This window comes from Desulfosarcina alkanivorans (assembly GCF_009688945.1).
Taxonomy (GTDB): domain Bacteria; phylum Desulfobacterota; class Desulfobacteria; order Desulfobacterales; family Desulfosarcinaceae; genus Desulfosarcina; species Desulfosarcina alkanivorans.
The window spans coordinates 5,086,199-5,104,345 of record NZ_AP021874.1; the positions used below are offsets into that span (position 1 = coordinate 5,086,199).

General features: G+C 61.0%; 13 protein-coding genes. 7 read left to right on the top strand and 6 right to left on the bottom strand.

The window, feature by feature from the left end; translation table 11 throughout:
• Both DSCA_RS22330 and DSCA_RS22335 read left to right on the top strand, forming a co-directional pair.
• Nucleotides 1–2,658, top strand: a complete 2,658-nt coding sequence (locus DSCA_RS22330) for a hybrid sensor histidine kinase/response regulator (protein WP_155318549.1) — start codon at nt 1–3, stop codon at nt 2,656–2,658.
• Nucleotides 2,655–3,050 (top strand): response regulator, encoded by a 396-nt coding sequence (locus DSCA_RS22335; protein ID WP_167527914.1) that lies wholly within the window; start codon nt 2,655–2,657, stop codon nt 3,048–3,050. Before DSCA_RS22330 ends, DSCA_RS22335 begins: the two co-directional genes overlap by 4 nt.
• Here DSCA_RS22335 and DSCA_RS22340 read toward each other — a convergent pair.
• From DSCA_RS22340 to DSCA_RS22365, 6 genes are all read right to left on the bottom strand, one after another.
• Nucleotides 3,045–3,941, bottom strand: coding sequence for a sugar phosphate isomerase/epimerase family protein (locus tag DSCA_RS22340; protein WP_155318551.1), 897 nt, complete (start codon nt 3,939–3,941; stop codon nt 3,045–3,047). The two genes, DSCA_RS22335 and DSCA_RS22340, sit on opposite strands and share 6 nt — an antisense overlap.
• Nucleotides 3,942–3,975: 34 nt before the next feature.
• Nucleotides 3,976–6,105, bottom strand: coding sequence for a dipeptide ABC transporter ATP-binding protein (locus DSCA_RS22345; RefSeq protein ID WP_155318552.1), 2,130 nt, complete (start codon nt 6,103–6,105; stop codon nt 3,976–3,978).
• Between the two features lie 92 nt (nt 6,106–6,197).
• Complete coding sequence (locus DSCA_RS22350; RefSeq protein ID WP_155318553.1) at nt 6,198–7,148, bottom strand: ABC transporter permease; 951 nt, start codon at nt 7,146–7,148, stop codon at nt 6,198–6,200.
• Nucleotides 7,141–8,439: an ABC transporter permease gene (locus DSCA_RS22355; RefSeq protein WP_155318554.1), complete on the bottom strand. Its 1,299-nt coding sequence runs from the start codon at nt 8,437–8,439 to the stop codon at nt 7,141–7,143. The genes DSCA_RS22350 and DSCA_RS22355 overlap by 8 nt, the downstream gene beginning before the upstream one ends.
• Before the next feature lie 383 nt (nt 8,440–8,822).
• A complete protein-coding gene (locus DSCA_RS22360) occupies nt 8,823–10,463 on the bottom strand; it encodes an ABC transporter substrate-binding protein (protein WP_167527915.1) in 1,641 nt (546 codons plus the stop codon).
• Between the two features lie 240 nt (nt 10,464–10,703).
• Nucleotides 10,704–11,462 (bottom strand): GntR family transcriptional regulator, encoded by a 759-nt coding sequence (locus tag DSCA_RS22365; RefSeq protein ID WP_155318556.1) that lies wholly within the window; start codon nt 11,460–11,462, stop codon nt 10,704–10,706.
• A 213-nt stretch (nt 11,463–11,675) separates the two neighbouring features.
• Here DSCA_RS22365 and DSCA_RS22370 point away from each other — a divergent pair, with 213 nt between their 5' ends.
• From DSCA_RS22370 to lpxD, 5 genes are all read left to right on the top strand, one after another.
• Nucleotides 11,676–13,571, top strand: a complete 1,896-nt coding sequence (locus DSCA_RS22370; RefSeq protein ID WP_155318557.1) for an aldehyde ferredoxin oxidoreductase family protein — start codon at nt 11,676–11,678, stop codon at nt 13,569–13,571.
• 50 nt (nt 13,572–13,621) lie between these two features.
• Nucleotides 13,622–15,058 carry a trimethylamine methyltransferase family protein gene (locus DSCA_RS22375; RefSeq protein WP_155318558.1) on the top strand — a complete coding sequence of 479 codons (1,437 nt, stop codon included), beginning with the start codon at nt 13,622–13,624 and terminating at the stop codon, nt 15,056–15,058.
• A 53-nt stretch (nt 15,059–15,111) separates the two neighbouring features.
• Nucleotides 15,112–16,581: a trimethylamine methyltransferase family protein gene (locus DSCA_RS22380; RefSeq protein WP_155318559.1), complete on the top strand. Its 1,470-nt coding sequence runs from the start codon at nt 15,112–15,114 to the stop codon at nt 16,579–16,581.
• A 150-nt stretch (nt 16,582–16,731) separates the two neighbouring features.
• Nucleotides 16,732–17,073, top strand: a complete 342-nt coding sequence (locus DSCA_RS22385) for a TraR/DksA family transcriptional regulator (protein ID WP_155318560.1) — start codon at nt 16,732–16,734, stop codon at nt 17,071–17,073.
• Between the two features lie 32 nt (nt 17,074–17,105).
• Nucleotides 17,106–18,119, top strand: coding sequence for a UDP-3-O-(3-hydroxymyristoyl)glucosamine N-acyltransferase (gene lpxD, locus DSCA_RS22390; protein ID WP_155318561.1), 1,014 nt, complete (start codon nt 17,106–17,108; stop codon nt 18,117–18,119).
• Nucleotides 18,120–18,147 lie beyond the last annotated feature (28 nt).

Below are 18,147 nucleotides of genomic sequence, written 5' to 3' on the forward strand. Positions count from 1 at the left end.
ATGCCGACAGCAAGCAGCGTCGAAGCACTGAATGCCCGTATCGACCACCTGGAAAAGAACCGGCGCTACATTCAAAATGGGCTTGAGATGGTGCTCTCCCTGGAAGATTTCTATGCGGAAGTCGGTGGGGACAACTACAGCCTCGAGACGCTGCTGCCCGAAGCCAAGCGCCGCATCGACGCGATCTTTCCTTTTGAGGTGCTGGCGTTTTACATGGTGGAGGAATCGGATTTTTCATTCCAGCCGGCCTTCTGTCATCCGCAGGAACTGGCCGATATCGTCCAGCAGGAAGTCGATTTCATGATCGATGAGGGCTATTTTGCCTGGGCGATCCGCGAGCGCCGCGGTGTGGTGCTCTCATCCAAAGACCACTCCCGCCAGTATCTGCTGCACGTGATCGCCAATCACAACCAGGTCAGGGGGATGTTCGGCGGGCTGCTGCCGGCCGGCCGGACCGCGTTGCCCGACACGGCCATGACCCTGCTTTCCATTATCCTGCTGCATGTGGCCAATGCCTCAGAGAGCATGGCTTATACCAGCCTGCTGAAAAACCAGAGCCGGATCCTGGAGCGTCAGGTGGCCGAACGGACCCGGGCGCTGACCTTGTCCCAGCAGGAGCTGCAGCAGGCCATGGAGCGGTCCAACGCCCTGGCCGAAGCCGCACAGGCGGCCAGTCTGGCCAAAGGGGAGTTTCTGGCCAAAATGAGCCATGAGCTGAGAACACCGCTCAACGGAATCATCGGCATGACCGAGGTGGCCCTGTCCACCTCCCTGGACGACAACCAGCGCCGGGTTATCCAGATCATCGGGCGTGAATCCTTCTCATTGCTCCGACAAATCAATGACGTGCTGGATTTTTCCAAAATCGAGTCGGGGAAGATGGAGCTGGAACGGATCGGATTCGATCTTCGCACCCTCATGGAGGAAATCGGGGAGAGCTTTGTTTTCCAGACTTCCGAAAAAGGCGTCGAACTCAACGTTTTTGTCGCGCCATCCCTTCCGACCCAGCTGGTGGGGGACCCGGTGCGTCTCCGCCAGGTCCTGTTCAACCTGGCGGGAAATGCGGTCAAATTCACCCACGAGGGGGAAGTCTGTATTCAAGCCGAATCAGACCGGCAGTCGGGTGATCGTATCGTCATCCGGTTTTCCATCGTGGATACGGGCATCGGCATCGACCCGGAAAAGGTGGCGCGGGTGTTTTCCAGTTTCACCCAGGCCGACGATTCCACCACCCGCCAATTTGGCGGCACCGGTCTGGGAACGACCATCAGCAAGCAGCTGGTTGAACTGATGGGGGGAGAGATCAGTGTCGACAGCCGACCCGGAAAAGGCAGCACCTTCCGGTTTACGGCGGACTTCGGCTTACAGCCCGGCCAGCCGCCGCCGCCGCGAGACGACAGGTTCCGGCCGGCCGCCATGACCCTTCTGTTGGTGGACAATTGCGCCACCACCTGCCGGATACTCTCCGCCTATCTGGGCCACCTGGGTATGTCAGCCGTGACGGCCGCTGACGGAGAAGCCGCGCTGTCGCTGCTGGCCCAAAGGACCGAACAGGGGAGGCCGATCGATGCCATTATCACGGATGCGCGCATGCCGGGCATGAATGGGGTTACGCTCAAAGACCATATCCGGCGAATGCCCCCCTACGAAAAAATACCCATCATGGCCGCCACGAGCCTGAAACAGATGGTGTCCGGAAGGGATTTTCTCTCTCTGGGCTTTGACGGCTCTTTTTCCAAACCGGTCAAGCTCGGGGATCTGAAGGCGGTCCTCGACAAGGTGACGGGGGGCGCACCGGACGATCCGCCGAAAATCAATGCCCCATCGGAACCCACCGCCATCGAAAAAGACAATTACCGGGCTCCCGGGCACAAGGGGCACATTCTGGTGGCTGACGACTACCTGACCAATCAGCAGGTGGCTTTTATGCACCTGACAGCGGCCGGCTTTGCCGTGGACCTGGCGGAAAACGGTCAGCAGGCCGTGGATGCGTTTTCCAAAAAGCCCTACGATCTGATTCTGATGGACATTCAAATGCCGATCCTGAACGGTTTTGACGCCACCGGCAAGATCCGGATGCTGGAGGCCGCCACCGGCAGCGCGCGGCGAACCCCCATCATCGCCCTGACGGCCAACGCCATGAAAGGCGATGAAAAGAAATGCCTGGATGCCGGCATGGACGGCTACCTGACCAAACCGGTTCACCGGCATCAGCTGATCAAGACGGTGGACAATTGGCTTGGCCTCAGCGGCCGGCCGGGCAAGCGGCAACCATCACCGGCATCACAAGGGGCCATGACCTCCGGAACGGCCGACCGGGCCGTCATGGACATCGCCACGGCGGTCGACGAGTTCGGCGATGCGGAGACCGTTAAAATTGTCGCCCGCCAGCTTGTCGAGAACGTGGACCGGCAGCTTCAAACCATCCGGGACGCGATCGCCAGGGGAGACCGGGATCACATTCGAAAAGAGGCCCACGCCATCAAGGGGGGGGCGGCCACCATGGAAGCGGCCGCCCTGTCCGGGGCGGCCTCACATCTGGAAACAATCAGTCCCGAAGGCCCCGCGGCGGCACTTGACGCCGGGTTCGGCGATCTGGAGGCTCAATTTTATCGATTCAGGGAGTTTGTCTCCCAATGGAAAGGGAACGGATCATGAGAATTCTGTTGATTGATGATGAACCCATCGCCTTGACGAAACTGGAACTGATGTTGACCAACGTGGGAAACTGCGACTCGGCGGCCAGCGGTGTTGCGGCCACGGAACGCTTTGTAAAGGCGCTCGGAGACGATCAGCCCTATGACCTGATCACCATTGATATCGAACTGCCGGATATCACCGGTCTGGATCTGTTGAACCGATTCTGCCTGCTGGAAAAAAAGAACGGCATTGCCCCGGCCAAAAAAATCATGGTTACGGCGCACAGCAATGTGGACTATGTGGTCAAGGCCCGGGGGAAATGCGATGCCTTTGTGGTCAAACCGCTGCGCAAAGGGACGCTTCTGGAAAAAATCAACGAGTTGTTCCCGCCTGAACGTCGCCCCTCATGACCGGTCAGACCTGCGGATACCCAGTTCCTCCCTGCAAAAGCGGACACTGCGACGGATGGCGTCGATCTCCATGTCGAGGGCCGCATGCATGTCGTCCAGGGGGGTTTCCAGCTCGGTTTCAATGTTGATTCGATCCATGGGCGAATGGTCCCGGATGTGTTCGTAGGCCCGGCGCATATCGATGTCCCCTTCCCCCACGGCGGCGCCCACCAGCTTGAATCCCCATCGCTGAAATTCAATGCGGTCGTCCCGGAAATGGTTGGTGAAGGCCCGGGGCGCCAGACGTTCGATGGCGGCCATGGGGTCTTCGGTCACGTGCAGGCCGTTGACCGTGTCGATGCAGGCCCCGACCACCGGGCTGTCCACCCGGTCCAGCAGCCATATGATCTCCTCGGAAAAGCTGTCGCAATGGTTTTCCACGGCCAGCCGGATGCCGCAGTCGGATGCCAGCGGCGCCGCCTCCGTCAGCAGGCCGGCCACCATCTTCAGCTCCGCCATGACCTCGGGATGAAAGCGGCTGGCGGCAAAGGGCCGGGGGCGGCGAATGTCCATGCCCACTTTGACGATATCGGCCCCGAGGTGCCGGGCGGTGGTGATGGCCCCGGCCAGGTCATTCTGGACCCCGATCCCGAACCCGCCACGGTCCATGGAGAAATTGTACTCCAGATAGAGCCCGGCGTCCCTGGCTGCCGATCCTGCCTCCTGCAGGTATGTCGGATCCAGCCGTTCCAGCACCCCATCGTCGAGATGAACCCCTTCCAGGTCAAGGTCAACCATGAGGTCGAACAGCTGGAACGTGGACAGTTGGCGGGGCCAGGGGCTGGTGAACCCCGCCCAGGCCTGGCCGATGCCGTGCATGTTCAGGCTGTAAGTGTGAAGGCCAAGTTTCATGGCTGCCGCTCCTTGAGCATCTTTCCCACGACGGTCAGGCCGCCGGTTTACTCTGGGGAACCACGGGCGCCATCGCCGCCAGCTGTTCGACGGGAATGTGGCAGAAAATGCGGTGCTCCCCCTTGACCTTCTGCCACGGAGGCGGCTGCAGGGCACAGATGGCGCCGTTGTCCGGAGCCATCTCACGGCGGGGGCAGCGGGTGTGAAACCGGCATCCCGGCGGGGGGTTCAAGGCGCTGGGCACATCCCCGGAAAGCCTTATCTGGCGCCTTCTGGCGAGGGGGTCAGGGACCGGTACGGAAGAGAGCAGCGCCTCGGTATACGGGTGGTAGGGAGGCGGATAGATCCGGTCAACCGGACCGAACTCCACGATCTGGCCCAGGTACATGACGGCAATATAGTCGGAGATGAAGCGGACCACGGAAAGGTCGTGGGCGATGAAAATCATGGTGGTGCCGAATTCCTCCTTGATTTCATTGAGCAGGTTGAGCACCGCCGCCTGAACGGAAACATCCAGAGCGGACACCGGTTCGTCGCAGATCACCATGTTGGGGTTGCTGGCCAGGGCGCGGGCAATGCCCACGCGCTGTTTCTCGCCGCCGGACAGCTGCCGGGGGTAGCGGTCGTAGTAGTAGCCGGCCAGCTTCACGGACCGCAGCAGACGCTCCACCTCCTGGCGCACCGCCGCCCCCTGGCCCGTTTTGAACCGCCGGATGGGCCGGCCGATCTGCTTGCCGATGGAAAAGGAGGGGTTCAGGGTGGAATCGGGATTCTGAAACACCATCTGAAGCTCTTTGATCAGCGACAGATCCCGCCGGGATACGGGATCGGAGATGTCGAGTCCCATCAGTTGGGCTTTTCCGTCGGTGAGCCGTTCGAGCCCGATGAGCCCCTTGACCAGCGTGCTCTTGCCGCATCCCGACTCACCGACCACCCCCACCGTGCAGCCCTTGCGGATTCGCAGTGAAATGTCGTCTACCGCCTTGACGTAGCGCTTTTCCCCCATGCCGAACAGGCTTTTCAGGGAACTGCTTTCCTGTTCGTAGTAAACCTTCACATTTTCCAGACGGCTCAGCGTCTCCTCGGGAAGTTCGTCCGCATCGTTGTCCGACACGGCCAGGGTCCGGCGCTTTCCGCGGGAATATTCGCTCAGGGAATGCGCCAGCGTCTCTTTTCCCCGGAAGCATCGGGACTGATGGTCCGGGGAGATGTCCACCAGTTCGGGGTGTGACCGGCTGCACTGCTCGTCGGCCCAGTCACAGCGGGGCTGGAAAATGCAGCGGTCGGCGGCACGCTCGGCCGGCGGCGGCACGCGGCCGCGAATGGACCATAACTGGGTATAGGCCAGGTCGTCCGTCAGCCGGGGAATACAGCAGAGCAGGCCTCGGGTGTAGGGGTGGGCCGGTTGGGCGAACATATCGCCGATGGGGCCCTTTTCAACCATCTCACCGGCATACATCACGCACAGCCGGTCGCTGACACGGGCCACCACGCCAAGGTTGTGGGTGATGAAGATGATCCCGGTGTTGAAATCCTTTTTCAGGTCTTCGATGAGATCCAGCACGGCCGCTTCCACGGTGACGTCCAGGGCGGTGGTCGGTTCGTCCATGATCAGCAGGGCCGGGTTGTTGAGCATGGCCATGGCAATCACCACCCGCTGCTGCTGCCCGCCCGAAATCATGTGCGGGTAGCGGTTCATGACGTTGGCCGCATCGGGCATGTATACCCGGTCGAGCATCTGAATGCTGCGCTGCCAGGCCTCATCCAGGGTCATCTCCTGGTGGGTGGTGAGCACTTCGGCAAGCTGCCGGCCGATTTTCAGGGAGGGGTTCAAGGCCTGCATGGGGTCCTGGTAGACCATGGAAATCTGGTTGCCCCGGATGCGGCGGAGTTCCGCTTTGGGGCGCCCCACCAGTTCTTCTCCATTGAAGCGGATGCTCCCGCCCACCACCTTGCCGTTGGTTCCCAGAAAATCGAGGATGCCGAAGGCGATGGTGCTCTTGCCGCAGCCCGATTCGCCCACCAGGCCTACCGTCTCCTGCCGGCCAACGGTAAAGCTCACCCCGCGAACCGCGGGGACGTCACGCTTTCGTGTCTGGTAGGAGATGGCCAGGTCTTTGACTTCCAGGATCGGCGGTGTCGTGGACGGTCCGCTTGGGGTCATGGATCACCTTTCCTTGTAAGAGGGGTTCCACATCTTTCGTGCATATGCCGGAAGAGGCGTTATGGCTTAAACATACAGGTCCCTTGGTCGGCCTACTGGTAGCGCATGGCCTCTTCGCGCAGGCCGTCGGCCAGCAGGTTCAACCCCACGACGAGGGAGGCGATCGCCAGAGACGGCCACAGGGCGGCCCAGGGGCTCCCGATGAGAATGAACTCACGGCCCTTGGCCACCATGGAACCCCAGTCCGGCGATGGCGGCGGCAGGCCGAGACCAAGAAAACCGAGGGTGCCCATGGCAAAGATGGCGTAACCCACCCGCAGCATGGCATCGATGATGATAGGTCCTTTGGCGTTGGGCAGAATTTCCGTGAACATGATGTACACATCGCTCTCGCCCCGGGTCTCCGCCGCCCGGACATAGTCCCGGGTGCGGATGTCCAGCGCCAGGCTTCGCACCAGCCGGGCCACGCCGGGCGTTCCCACAATGGCAATCGCCAGCACCACGTTCACGGCCGAAGCACCGATGGCCGCCACGATGATCAGGTAGAGCAGGATGATGGGCACCGACATCATGGCGTCCAGAAAACGCATGATAATTTCGTCGATCCAGCCCCCCCGGTAGCCGCCCAGAAGTCCCAGCGTGGCGCCGAAGAGCAGAGAGGCAAACACCCCCCACAGGGCGGTTCCACCGGGGAGCCAGAAGCTGTCGGTTACCGGCAGGATGACCAGCACGATGCGGGCGCCGTAGGCCAGGCGCGACCACAGGTCGCGCCCCAATTCATCCGTGCCCAGCGGGTGGCTCCAGGAGGGGCCCTGGTTGGGCGCCTTCCAATCCTGGTCGGTGGGCCCGTAGCTGGTGACATAAGGGGCAAACAAGGCGGTCCCCACCCAGAACATCACCAGAACCAGTCCCACCAGGGCGGTTTTCGAGGCAAAGAGAACGGCCATCCCGTTTCTCAGTTTTTCAAACCGGACCCCGTCTGACGGAGGAGGGGCGTCGCCGTCCGGTTCATCCGTCTTTTGCACGTTTGAATCACTATGCATATCGAATCCTTGGATTGAGGAAGGTGTAGATGATATCGGCCACCAGCTGGGTGGACACCGCCATGAGCACCATGATCATGGTGCCGGCCTCCAGGGCGTTGATGTCCTTGTAAAGCGCTGAATCCAGAAGGTACTGGCCCAGACCCGGGTAGCCGAAGACCACCTCGACGATCACGATGCCGCCCAGCAGCCAGTTGACATGGAGCATGATGACGGTGATGGGGGCGATCAGGGCATTGCGGACGGCGTGGCCGGCCACCACCTTCCAGTAGGGCAGACCCTTGAGGAAGGCGGTGCGGATATACGGCGAGCGCATGACTTCAGACATGCTGGCCCGGGTGATGCGCAGTACATAGCCCAGTTCGATGAGCGTGAGGGTGAGCACGGGCAGCACCAGCATATCCGGTCGCTCCCAGGGCGCCTTTTCACCGAAGACGGTGGCGCCGGGGACCAGCTGGAGCCAGTGGGACACGATGAGGATGAGGAATATACCGGTGGCGAATTCGGGGATTACCGAGAACATCATGCCGCTGATGGATAGAAACCGGTCCTTGATGGATCCTTCCTTGAGGCCGGCAATGATACCCAGGACCAGGGCCAGGGGCATGACGATGACAAAAGCGATGCCGGCCAGCACCAGAGAATTCCTCAGCCGGACGAACATGCTTTTGCCCACCGGCCTTCCGGTTCGCAGGCTGACGCCGGGATCGCCGCGAATGAACCCCTTTTTCAGCGGGATGTACTGGGCGGGGCCGCCGGAGGACTTCATCCACCCCTTGCCCACCACGAAACTCCATACTTCGCGGTCGGCCCCTTTTTCCCAGAGCACGGCGTGGTTCTGCTTGTCTATGCCCCAGAAAATGTGCTTGCCGTTTTTCTGGTCGGTCCAGCGCCCGTTGTCGACCGATTCGGTGACGCTGCCATCCGGTCCGCGAACCAGGGCCACCAGGTCCTCTCCTTTCATGACCCAGCGGACCAGACGGCCGGATTCATCTTCCGCCCACCACTCTTCGTACCCCTTGTCGGTGATGATTTTTTTAAGGGGGAGCCCTACCTTTCTCGATGCGTGCCAGTCGCTTCCCACCAGCCAGTAGAGGTAGCGCTGCCAGGCGGGCTTGTCCAGCCCGATCTGGGCGAGGAAAGAGGCTTCCTGCTCCGGGGTGATGAACGCGCCCAGGATATTTTTGGCCACATTGCCCGGCGATGCTTCGGCAATCAGAAACACCGCCATGGAAACAAGGAACATGGTCAGCAGGAGTAGAAAAAAACGCCTTAGAATAAATTTGGCCATTGAATGAGGTCCCTGTCGTGTTGGTGAAAATGCGATGTCCACGGTGTCGCTGGCGGGGTCGGGGTGGACGGATGACGGGCAGGTGATGGCTGAATCGGACCGCAACGGGGTGATGTCGCCGGGAAACACGGGCGAAATGCGCCGCCGGCCGACGAACCGATGATGATGTCGGCCCGGGATGCAACCGGTTGAGGTGCGTTGAATTCAAGCATTTACAGCAGGGCGCTTTTCCTTGGCGCCGGTGGGAAACCATCGCGGATTTTCAGTCCCGCCTTGTTCCGCGGTGACCCAAACGACGTTTTCCAACCAGCCCTTGATTGGGGCGGAGCGGACAGGATGCCGTCCCCTCCGCCGTGGGGTTCAACTGGTCACAGGCATGCTGCCTAGCTTATCCAGACATCGTCGAGTTTCAGGTAGAGGCTGGGATGGGCTTTGACGCCCTGGACCGGTTTCCTGGAAATGGTCCACACGTTGATCCAGAAGGCATTGCCGATGGAGCCGCGTTCCTGCTGGATTTTTTCCAGCTTGCAGAAGATCTTGCGCCGGGCCTCCACATCGAGGGTGCCGTTGGCCCGGGTCAGCAGTTCGGAATACTCCTTGTCCACCCAGCGGGTTTCGTTCCAGGCGACCGGCTTGCCATTTTCGTCTCCCACATAAGCCAGGTTGGGCACCATCGTGCCGACCGGGCGGTGGGCCCAGGTGGTGATGCCCAGATCGACTTCGGTCCATTTTTCCCAGTACTGGCTGTTGGGCATGGTCTGGATGTTGATCCGGAAACCGGCCGGCGCCGCATCCTGTTTGAGGATTTCGGCGTAGCGCACGATTTCGCTCCAGCCGCTTCCCACGGCCAGATTGACGTCCAGCCCGTTGGGATAGCCGGCCTGTTCGAGCAGCTGTTTGGCCTTCATGGGGTCGTATTCGGGCGTGTCGATGGGGCAGTACTCGGGATGCTTGGGGCTCACATGCACATCCTGGCCTTCCATGCCCTGTCCGAAGTAAGCCAGCGCGAGGATCTTTTCGCGGTGCTGGCACAATTTCAGGGCCGAGCGTACCCGGTTGTCGGACCACGGTTTCATGTCCACCCGCATCCTCAGGATGCGGGTCTGGTTGGTGGTGGCCGCCAGCACGTTGACCCTGGCATCGCCCTTCAGGGCCTGGTAGGCTTCCGTGCCGCCGATATCGCTGAAATCCAGCAGGTCGATCTCGCCGGCCTGGATGGCGGCGATCATGGGGCCCATTTCGGTGCCCATGTCGATAAATTCAAGTTTGTCCAGGTAGGGCAGGGGACTGCCGTCGGCCCCTTTGTTCCAGTAGTCCTTGCGCCGTTTCAACACGCAGCGTTCGCCTTCGAGATAGGTTTCGATGGTGTAGGGGCCGGTGCCATGGGGCGCCTTGATGAAGTCGCCTTCAAAGGTGCGGTGGTTCAGCACCATGGCCGGATAGTGGAACAGGTGCTCGGGTACGGCGATCTCCGGATTTTTCAGGTGGAGCTTGACCTGGTAATCGGACACCTTCTCGATATTGCCGGCATCCAGGTAGCTGAGCATCCCCTTCATGGAAGATCCCACATCCTTGTCCAGCCACTGGTTGAAGGTAAACACCACATCATCGGCATTGAACAGGTCGCCATTGTTGTGTCTGATCCCTTTGCGCAGGTTCAGGGTCCAGGTTTTCAGGTCGTCGCTGGCCTGCCAGTTCTCCAGCAGATAGGGATGGGTGATGTTGTCACCGTCGGTATAGGTCAGGTACTCGGCGACCTGGCGCATCTGGTTGGTGGGCGAGATCCAGGAAAACTGGGCCGGATGGGTGACCTTGTGAACCGGCGAGGCCACCCTCAGGGTTCCCCCCCGCTTGACGGAACCGGCCAGCACCTTTGCCGGGAGGGCCAGGCCGGCCAACTGGGTGGCGGCGGCGGCGGATACGCCCAGGAGGGTGGAAAATCGGATAAATTCCCGTCGGGTCATCTTGCCTTTCTGTAAATCGTTTTTAAGCTCCCTGACTGCTGAATGCATCTTTTCTTTCATGTCTCCTCCTCGCGTGGTTGCGGTACGCAGTTGGTCTGGCCTGATATTCATACCGTGAGTTCTGCAGACATCCTGCCGCTGATAAAAGCTCCGGGTGAAAAGGTTGCATGCTGAAGGTCGGGGGCACGACAACATCCAGATCACACCCGGTGGAAAAACAAATTATTTAATATCACTCAATATTATTGTTATCAATAATAAATCTTAAAAAGGTGCCAACACCATAAATTGATATATCAATCACGGTTGGTCTGCAACGGCGGTTTTAAGCATGCCCAGGCGGCTGTCCACCCCTTCCGGTGGTGGTGAAAACGTATCTTCGAACGCGTACAGATCGCTGCGCATATGGTAGATCACGTAGGAAACGGGGCGGTTGTCGCTATACAGCCGCTGGTGCATGCAAAATACCGGAGCCCCGGTCGGGGAATCCAGCTCCGCAGCCATGGCGGCGTCAAGGCCGGTTGCCTCCAGGCGCTGCCAAACCCGGGAAACGGGCAACCCCAGCTGCATCGCCAACAGGTCATGGACGGATTCCACCGCCAGATCCTCATCGAGGATGGTTGCGCAAAGATCGGCCCGTAAATATCGCAGTTCATGGCAGGCCGGCTGTTCGTCGAGGTAGTGGATCCGGCGGAGGAAAACGGCCTCTTTTCCGGGCAGCTGCGCATCCAGTTCCGGCGGAAGATCGACAATTCCTGCGCGAATCAGCCTGGAACGGGTGCTCACATTGAAGAATCGGGCATTTTCCGAAAAAGGATGGATGCGGAAATAGGCCTGGGTGAAATTGCGTTTTTTCAGGAAGGTCCCCTTGCCCGGAATCCGCCGGGCAACGCCGTCGCGAACCAGTTCGTTCAAGGCTTTGCGGGCGGTCATGCGGCTGACGCCATGGCGCCTGGCCAGTTCATTTTCGGACGGCAGGCGATCATGGAAACGGCGCGACGCCACGCCCTCGATTAGATCATCCTTGATAAGCGCGTATTTGGGTGCCGTTTTTAACATGTAAGTCAGGTTTCACGAATCGTATGAGCACATGGCCATGCACTGGAAGTTGTTCAAAGACATGGCATATCTGGTTGCAAAAGTCGAGGCAAAATCTGCTTGACATTATTGATGGGCATGAATAATAGGGTTGTGCTGTATATACAGGTGAAACCCTCTAAAAACAGGTCTGCCACGTGTATTGAAACCTGAAAACCGCCCCCGGAAATATTAATGCCCGAGGAAATGGAAGGGATTTTGGACCGCAATCGGAAGACGCCATTCGGTGACCTGCTGGAGGTCGATCTGGCTTCGGCCACCTGCGTCCGGCGCCCCTTTCCCGGTGACACGATCCGTCGGTTCCTGGGGGGGCGGGGGTTCAATGTGGGGTACCTGTTCGAGCATCTGCCGGCGGGTGTCGACCCCATGGGACCGGAAAACCTGCTTGTTTTCTCATGCGGCCTGCTGACCGGCACCCGGGCACCCGCGGCCTCCCGCCTTCACATCAACGCCCGGTCGCCCCTCACCGGGCTCATCGGAAGTTCCAATGTGGGCGGCTATGCCGGCGCCTGGCTGCGTTCCACCGGCATCCTCAGCCTGGTGATCCGGGGCCGGGCATCGAAGCCGGTTTACCTGTTCCTTTCCGACGCCGGTGCAGAAATCAGAGATGCCGCCGCCTATTGGGGGCTGGATGCCTTCGACGCCCAGGATCGCATCGCCGCCGATCTGTCCCCCGGCAAATTTCAAATCCTGTCCATCGGCACTGCCGGTGAAACCGGCGCCCGTTTCGCCTGCATCGTTACCGCTAGAGACCATGCGGCCGGCCGAACCGGCCTCGGCGCGGTCATGGGGGCCAAAGGGCTCAAGGCGGTGGTCATCCAAAAGGGAGGTGTCAGGCCCTTCGAGGATCGTCGACCCTTTATCGGCAGCGCGGTGGACGACTATGTCAGGAAGATCAAGGCCTCGCCGGAGTTCGACACCTTCTCGCGCTTCGGCGGCGCCGGGTACATCAAGTGGGCCGACGACATGGGCGTCATGGGGACCCGAAACTACCGGCATCAACGCTTTGAGATGGTCGACGGGGTGGATGGCCGTAAACTCATCGCGGACAAGCTGCACTCCAGCGGCTGCTACCGGTGCCCGGTCCAGTGCAAGGCCGATCTCAAGTTCAAAGAGGGGTCCATGAAGGGGAAAACGGCCACCCGTCCGGAGTTTGAGCCCATGATCAACCTGGGTGCCAAGTGCGGGCTAAGCGACCTGCAGGCCGTGGTACACCTGGACAACCTGTGCACCCGACTGGGACTGGATTCCACCTCGGCGTCCACGGCCATCGCTTTTGCCATGGACCTTTTCGATCGCGGCATCCTCACCACAGCCGATACGAACGGCCTGCGGATCGCATGGGGTGACGCCGCGGCCATGGAGACCCTCCTCCGCCAGATGGCGGCGGGTATCGGACTGGGCGGAATCCTGGCACAGGGGGTCCGCCGGGCCGCCGCCATTTTCGGGGGCGATGCCGGAAAATTCGCCGCCCACGTCAAAGGACTGGAGCTGACCGCCTACCACCCGGCCGGCATGCTGGGCAGTGCCCTGGGGTATGCCGTCTCCAGCCGTGGGGGCGACTACAACAACGTATACGCCTCCATGGAGCACCGCTGGCCGGCGGAAAAGGGCGCCGAGGCCTTCGGTTCTGCCGAGTCGGTAGACAGGCATCGACCCGCCGGCAAGGGGCACCTGGTCCGCCGGGCCGTTCTGGTGAACATCATTGTCGACAGTCTGGGGTTGTGCAAGGTGCCGACCCTGTCGCTCCTGGGCACCTTCGACCTGGAAAACGAAGCCCTGCTGGCCTCGGCCATCACCGGCCTGCCCCTCGATGCCGATGAATTGTTCTGCATCGGGGATCGGGTGGCAGCCATGGAACGCCTGTTCAATCTCAAGCATGTCCCCGACATGGATGAAGACCGCCTCCCCGACATGTTTTTTACCCATGGCGACACGGTACTGACGCCGGCGATCATGGCCCGGATGCTCTCCGAATTCTACGCGGCCATGGGCTGGGATAAACACGGTCGCCCCCTGAAGGAAACCCTGTCCTCCCTGGATATCGACACCATCGCCGCCGAATCCTGAACGGGCCGCGCGGAAGCAGCTATTTGATCAACAGAAAAGGAAACTCGACCATGAACGATCCCTCCAATGCATTCACTCCAAGGCTGACTTTTTTATCGGAAACCGACAAACAGAAAATCTATCATGCGGCCCTTCAGGTACTGGAACACACCGGCATGACGGTGCAGCACGACGATGCTGTCAGACGGCTCAAGGCCGCCGGCTGCCGCCAGGATGCCAGCGGGCTGGTCACCATTCCCGCTGCCCTGGTCGAAAACGCGGTGGCCAGCGCGCCGGCCAACATTCCCATGTTCAACCGCGACGGCGACCACGTGATGGACCTGGGAGGCCGGCGGGCCTATTTCGGCACCGGCTCCGATCTGATGTACCATGTCGACGGCAAGAGCCTCGAACGGACACGTACCCGGCTGGAACACATCTCCCGGGCGGCACGGGTCTGCGACGCCCTGACCAACATCGATTTCATCATGTCCTTTGCCCATCCACACGAAATCGATGCCCAACGCGCCTACCTGGAAAGCTTTGCCGCCATGGCGGCCAATTCGGTTAAACCCATCGTCAACACGGCGGACCGCAGGGACGACCTGTCGGCCATGTGGGAGATTTCCAAAATTATCAGGGGCGGTGAGTCCCAGCTGCGTGAAAAACCATACTGGGTTCAGTATGCTGAGCCCATCAGTCCGCTCAAGCACCCCTTCAAGAGCCTTGACAAGCTGATCTTTTGTGCAGAGACGGGCATGCCGGTGATCTATTCACCGGCCCCCATTGCCGGCTCCACCGCACCCATGACCGTTGCCGGACACGTGGTGCAGGGGCTGGCGGAATGCTTCCTCGGCATGGTGGTCCACCAGCTGACCGCACCGGGCGCCCCTTTTCTCATGGGCATGGGCGCCGCCGTACTGGATATGGCCACCAGTCAGTGCTCCTACAATGCCCCCGAATACCTCATGGCCTACATGACCATGGTGGAGATGAGTCACTATTTCGATATCCCCAACTGGGGCTACGCCGGCACCAGCGATTCCCAGATTCCCGACGGGCAGGCCACCTTCGAGGCCGGGTTGCTCACCTACATGTCCGCCGCCGCCGGTTCCAACCTGAACCACGATGTGGGCTACCTGGACTTCGGCCTGACCGGCAGTCTGGAGATGGTCGTGATCATGGACGAGGTGATCGACCAGATCCGCCGCATCCAGAAAGGGGTCGAGATAGACGAAGACCATCTGGCCGTGGAAGTCATCAGCCAGGGGGGGCGGCAGGGACAGTTTCTCACCCAGCCCCATACTTTGAAGCACCTTCGCACCACCCAGTGGCGACCGAATCTCCTTTGCCGGCATGGCTACGAGCAATGGTCGGCAGAGGGCCGAACCAGCCTCGTGGACCGCGCCCATGATCGCTTGAACCGGATTCTGGGAAGCCACACGGCAAGCCCCATCGATGCAAAGATGGCCGGTGCCATCGACAGGCTGGTTGACGGCTTCAAGTAAAAGCAGCGGTTGTGCAGTCCGTTTGGAAAAACCATAATTGACGGAGACCTACCATGATCCAAGCCTCGCGAACCAAAGCCTGCAGCGTTGGTATGCGTGTCCTCACCGATGACCAGATCTGGGAAATTCGCCAGGCGGCTTTTGAGGTGATCGAAAAATCGGGCTTCAAATGCCTGCATCCCGGTGCCCGGAAAATGCTGGCCGAGGCCGGTGCCATCGTCAAGGATGAACGGGTCAAGATTCCCCGCTACATCGTCGAGGGCTGTCTGAACACGGTTCCTAAAGGGTGGACCATCTATGACCGCAACGGCTGCCGGGCCATGGAGGTGGAGGGCCGCAAGAGCCACTACAGCACCTCAACGGCCAGCCCCAATACCAAAGATGCCCTCACCGGCGAATACCATGAAACCCGGGTGCGGGACATCGCCATCGGCGCCCGGGTGGCCGATGCGCTGCCCAACATTGACTTTGTGATGCCCATGGGGTCCGTCCAGGATGTCGACGGAACGGTTGCCGACCTGCACGAGTTTGAATCGGTGGTTACCAACACCACCAAACCGATGGTTTTCATCGGTTACACACCCACCGGATGCGAATATGTTTTCGAAATGGCGGCGGTGGTGGCCGGCGGGCCGGACCGTCTTCGGGAACGACCGTTTCTTATGCTCTACCCGGAAGCCATTTCACCCTTCGTGTTTCCCCGGGAGGTCGTCGACCGGATTTTCATCGCGGCCGACCGGTTCATGCCCCAGGTGCCCGGGGCCACGGCCCAGCCCGGGGCCACGGCGCCCATGACCCTGGCCGGCACCGTGGTTCAGATCACCGCCGAGTCATTGATCCATATTACCCTGGCCCAGCTGCGCAAGCCCGGATGCCCCGTGTCCATGAGCGGCAATGTGGGCATTCTTGACATGGCTACCGCCCTGATGGCTTTTGGCGCCCCTGAGGGGAGTCTGGGCCTGGCGGCCCAGGCCCAGGTGGCCCAGTCTTTCGGCCTGCCCACATGGGGCCTGGCCGGTGCCACCGACGCCAAACGCCTGGACGCCCAGGCCGGCATCGAGAGCACCTTCGCCATTTTCAGCCAGGCCCTGGCGGGACTGAACCTGATCCACGACGTGGGGTACATGGCCAGCGGAATGGCCTGCTCCTGTGAGCAGCTGGTCATGGGCAACGAAATTATCGGCATGACCAAACGCTTTGTCGACGGCATCACCGTTGATACCGACACGCTTGCCCGTGACGTGATGGACGCCGTGGGGCCGGGGGGCAATTATCTGGCCCAGCGCCACACGGTCGATCATCTTCGCAGGGAGCTGTGGCATGCCCGGTTGCTGGACCGCCAGCCCATCGCGGCCTGGCAGGCGGCCGGCGGCCCCACCATGGAGGACCGGGTCCGCGAAGAGGTGCGTAACATCGTTGACAGCCACCAGCCCGAGCCGATGGACGGCAAGGTTCTCGACGAGCTGGCCCGGCTGAAAAGGGATGGGGAGAAGGAGATCCTGGCACGGCGGGAAAAAGACTGAACGGGCACCTTGGCGCCGCGGGGCTTTCAAGCGGTCGGGGCCGCCACGCAGCGGCTGTGGTGCAGACATTGCGTGGATTCTGTGATATCCAGAGGACCCGGGTCCGGACCGGGGCGGCCTATTCCACTGATGACGGAAAGATATTAAGCCATGACCAAAGACGAGAGAGAACAACTGGCAGGGCTGATCCGTGACCGCATCGACGCGGTCACCGGCGACATCGATGCCTTCAAAGCCGCTTCCATGCCGGTTTCGCCGGATAACGCCATCGGCCGCCTCACGCGCATGGCGGCCATCGACAGCAAGGGCATCAACGAGGCGGCCCTGGCCAAGGCCCGGGCCACCCGGGCCCGGCTGGAAAAGGCCCTGCGGACAATCGATTCGGAAGATTTCGGCCTTTGCCGGGATTGTGAAGAGCCGATTGCCGTTGCCCGGCTGATGGCCATGCCGGAGGCGGCTTTGTGCGTGGCCTGTGCGACCCGGCGTGAATGAACCCCAATGCAGCTGGACCTCAAGGAGCCATTTTGAAAAAATATACCATCGAGGCGATCAGCCGGGCGGTTGGCGGTAAACTGAGCGGCAATCCGACGATTGAGATCACGGGCGTGGAAGAGATCTCCAGGGCCGTGAAAACCCAACTGACCTTTATCGGGCAGAAGAAATACATAAAATTATGGGACCGGTCAGGGGCGTCGGCAGCTATCGTCAACCAGCGTCTGGACGTCGATCCGGGGCAGGGCCGGGCAACCGTCAGCGTTGCCGATGCCGACCTCGCCATGGCCCAGGTCCTCAACCTGTTTGCGCCGGCGCCTCCCGCATGTGAAGCGGGCATCCATCCGGCGGCGGTGGTCGACGCCACGGCCAGCATCGGGCCCGGCGCCGCCATCGGGGCCGGCTGCTACGTCGGGCCCGGTGTGGTTATCGGCGCGGGTTCCACGCTCTATCCCAATGTCACCGTTCTGGACCACACCCGCATCGGCAGCCAGACGGTCGTCTGGTCCGGAACCGTCATCCGGGACCGATGCCTGATCGGCGACCACTGCATCATCCACCCGAACGTGACCATTGGCGCCGACGGTTTTGGTTATCGGCCGTCGCCCGACGGGCGCGGCCTGGTCAAGATTCCCCAAATCGGTACCGTGGAGATTGGAAACGGCGTCGAGATCGGCCCCGGCAGTTGTGTGGACCGGGGAAAGTTCAGTGCCACCACGATCGGCGACGGCACCAAAATCGACAACCTGGTTCAGATTGGCCACAATTGTACCCTGGGCCGATCATGCGTCATGGCGGGCCAGGCCGGCCTGGCCGGGTCCGTTACCCTGGGCGATGGGGTTGTCATGGGAGGCCGTTCGCTGGTCAAAGACCATGTCACCGTCTGCGCCGGAGCACGGATCGGCGGGAGCGCCGGCGTTGTCAGCGATGTGCCCGCGGGGAAAACCGTTCTGGGGCTTCCTGCCGAGGATCATCGGCAGACGCTGCGGATATGGGCCGCCCAGAAACACCTTCCCGATCTGGTTAAACAGCTGATCAGAAAATAGCCGTTCCGTGAGGACGGTTGCCCGCCGG

Bases quoted from the DNA above. Each gene is read 5' to 3' on its own strand.
- DSCA_RS22360 (WP_167527915.1), bottom strand. From the start codon at position 10,463: ATGAAAGAAAAGATGCATTCAGCAGTCAGGGAGCTTAAAAACGATTTA.
- DSCA_RS22355 (WP_155318554.1), bottom strand. From the start codon at position 8,439: ATGGCCAAATTTATTCTAAGGCGTTTTTTTCTACTCCTGCTGACCATG.
- DSCA_RS22385 (WP_155318560.1), top strand. From the start codon at position 16,732: ATGACCAAAGACGAGAGAGAACAACTGGCAGGGCTGATCCGTGACCGC.
- DSCA_RS22345 (WP_155318552.1), bottom strand. From the start codon at position 6,105: ATGACCCCAAGCGGACCGTCCACGACACCGCCGATCCTGGAAGTCAAA.
- DSCA_RS22370 (WP_155318557.1), top strand. From the start codon at position 11,676: ATGCCCGAGGAAATGGAAGGGATTTTGGACCGCAATCGGAAGACGCCA.
- DSCA_RS22335 (WP_167527914.1), top strand. From the start codon at position 2,655: ATGAGAATTCTGTTGATTGATGATGAACCCATCGCCTTGACGAAACTG.
- DSCA_RS22330 (WP_155318549.1), top strand. From the start codon at position 1: ATGCCGACAGCAAGCAGCGTCGAAGCACTGAATGCCCGTATCGACCAC.
- DSCA_RS22340 (WP_155318551.1), bottom strand. From the start codon at position 3,941: ATGAAACTTGGCCTTCACACTTACAGCCTGAACATGCACGGCATCGGC.
- DSCA_RS22375 (WP_155318558.1), top strand. From the start codon at position 13,622: ATGAACGATCCCTCCAATGCATTCACTCCAAGGCTGACTTTTTTATCG.
- DSCA_RS22365 (WP_155318556.1), bottom strand. From the start codon at position 11,462: ATGTTAAAAACGGCACCCAAATACGCGCTTATCAAGGATGATCTAATC.
- DSCA_RS22380 (WP_155318559.1), top strand. From the start codon at position 15,112: ATGATCCAAGCCTCGCGAACCAAAGCCTGCAGCGTTGGTATGCGTGTC.
- DSCA_RS22350 (WP_155318553.1), bottom strand. From the start codon at position 7,148: ATGCATAGTGATTCAAACGTGCAAAAGACGGATGAACCGGACGGCGAC.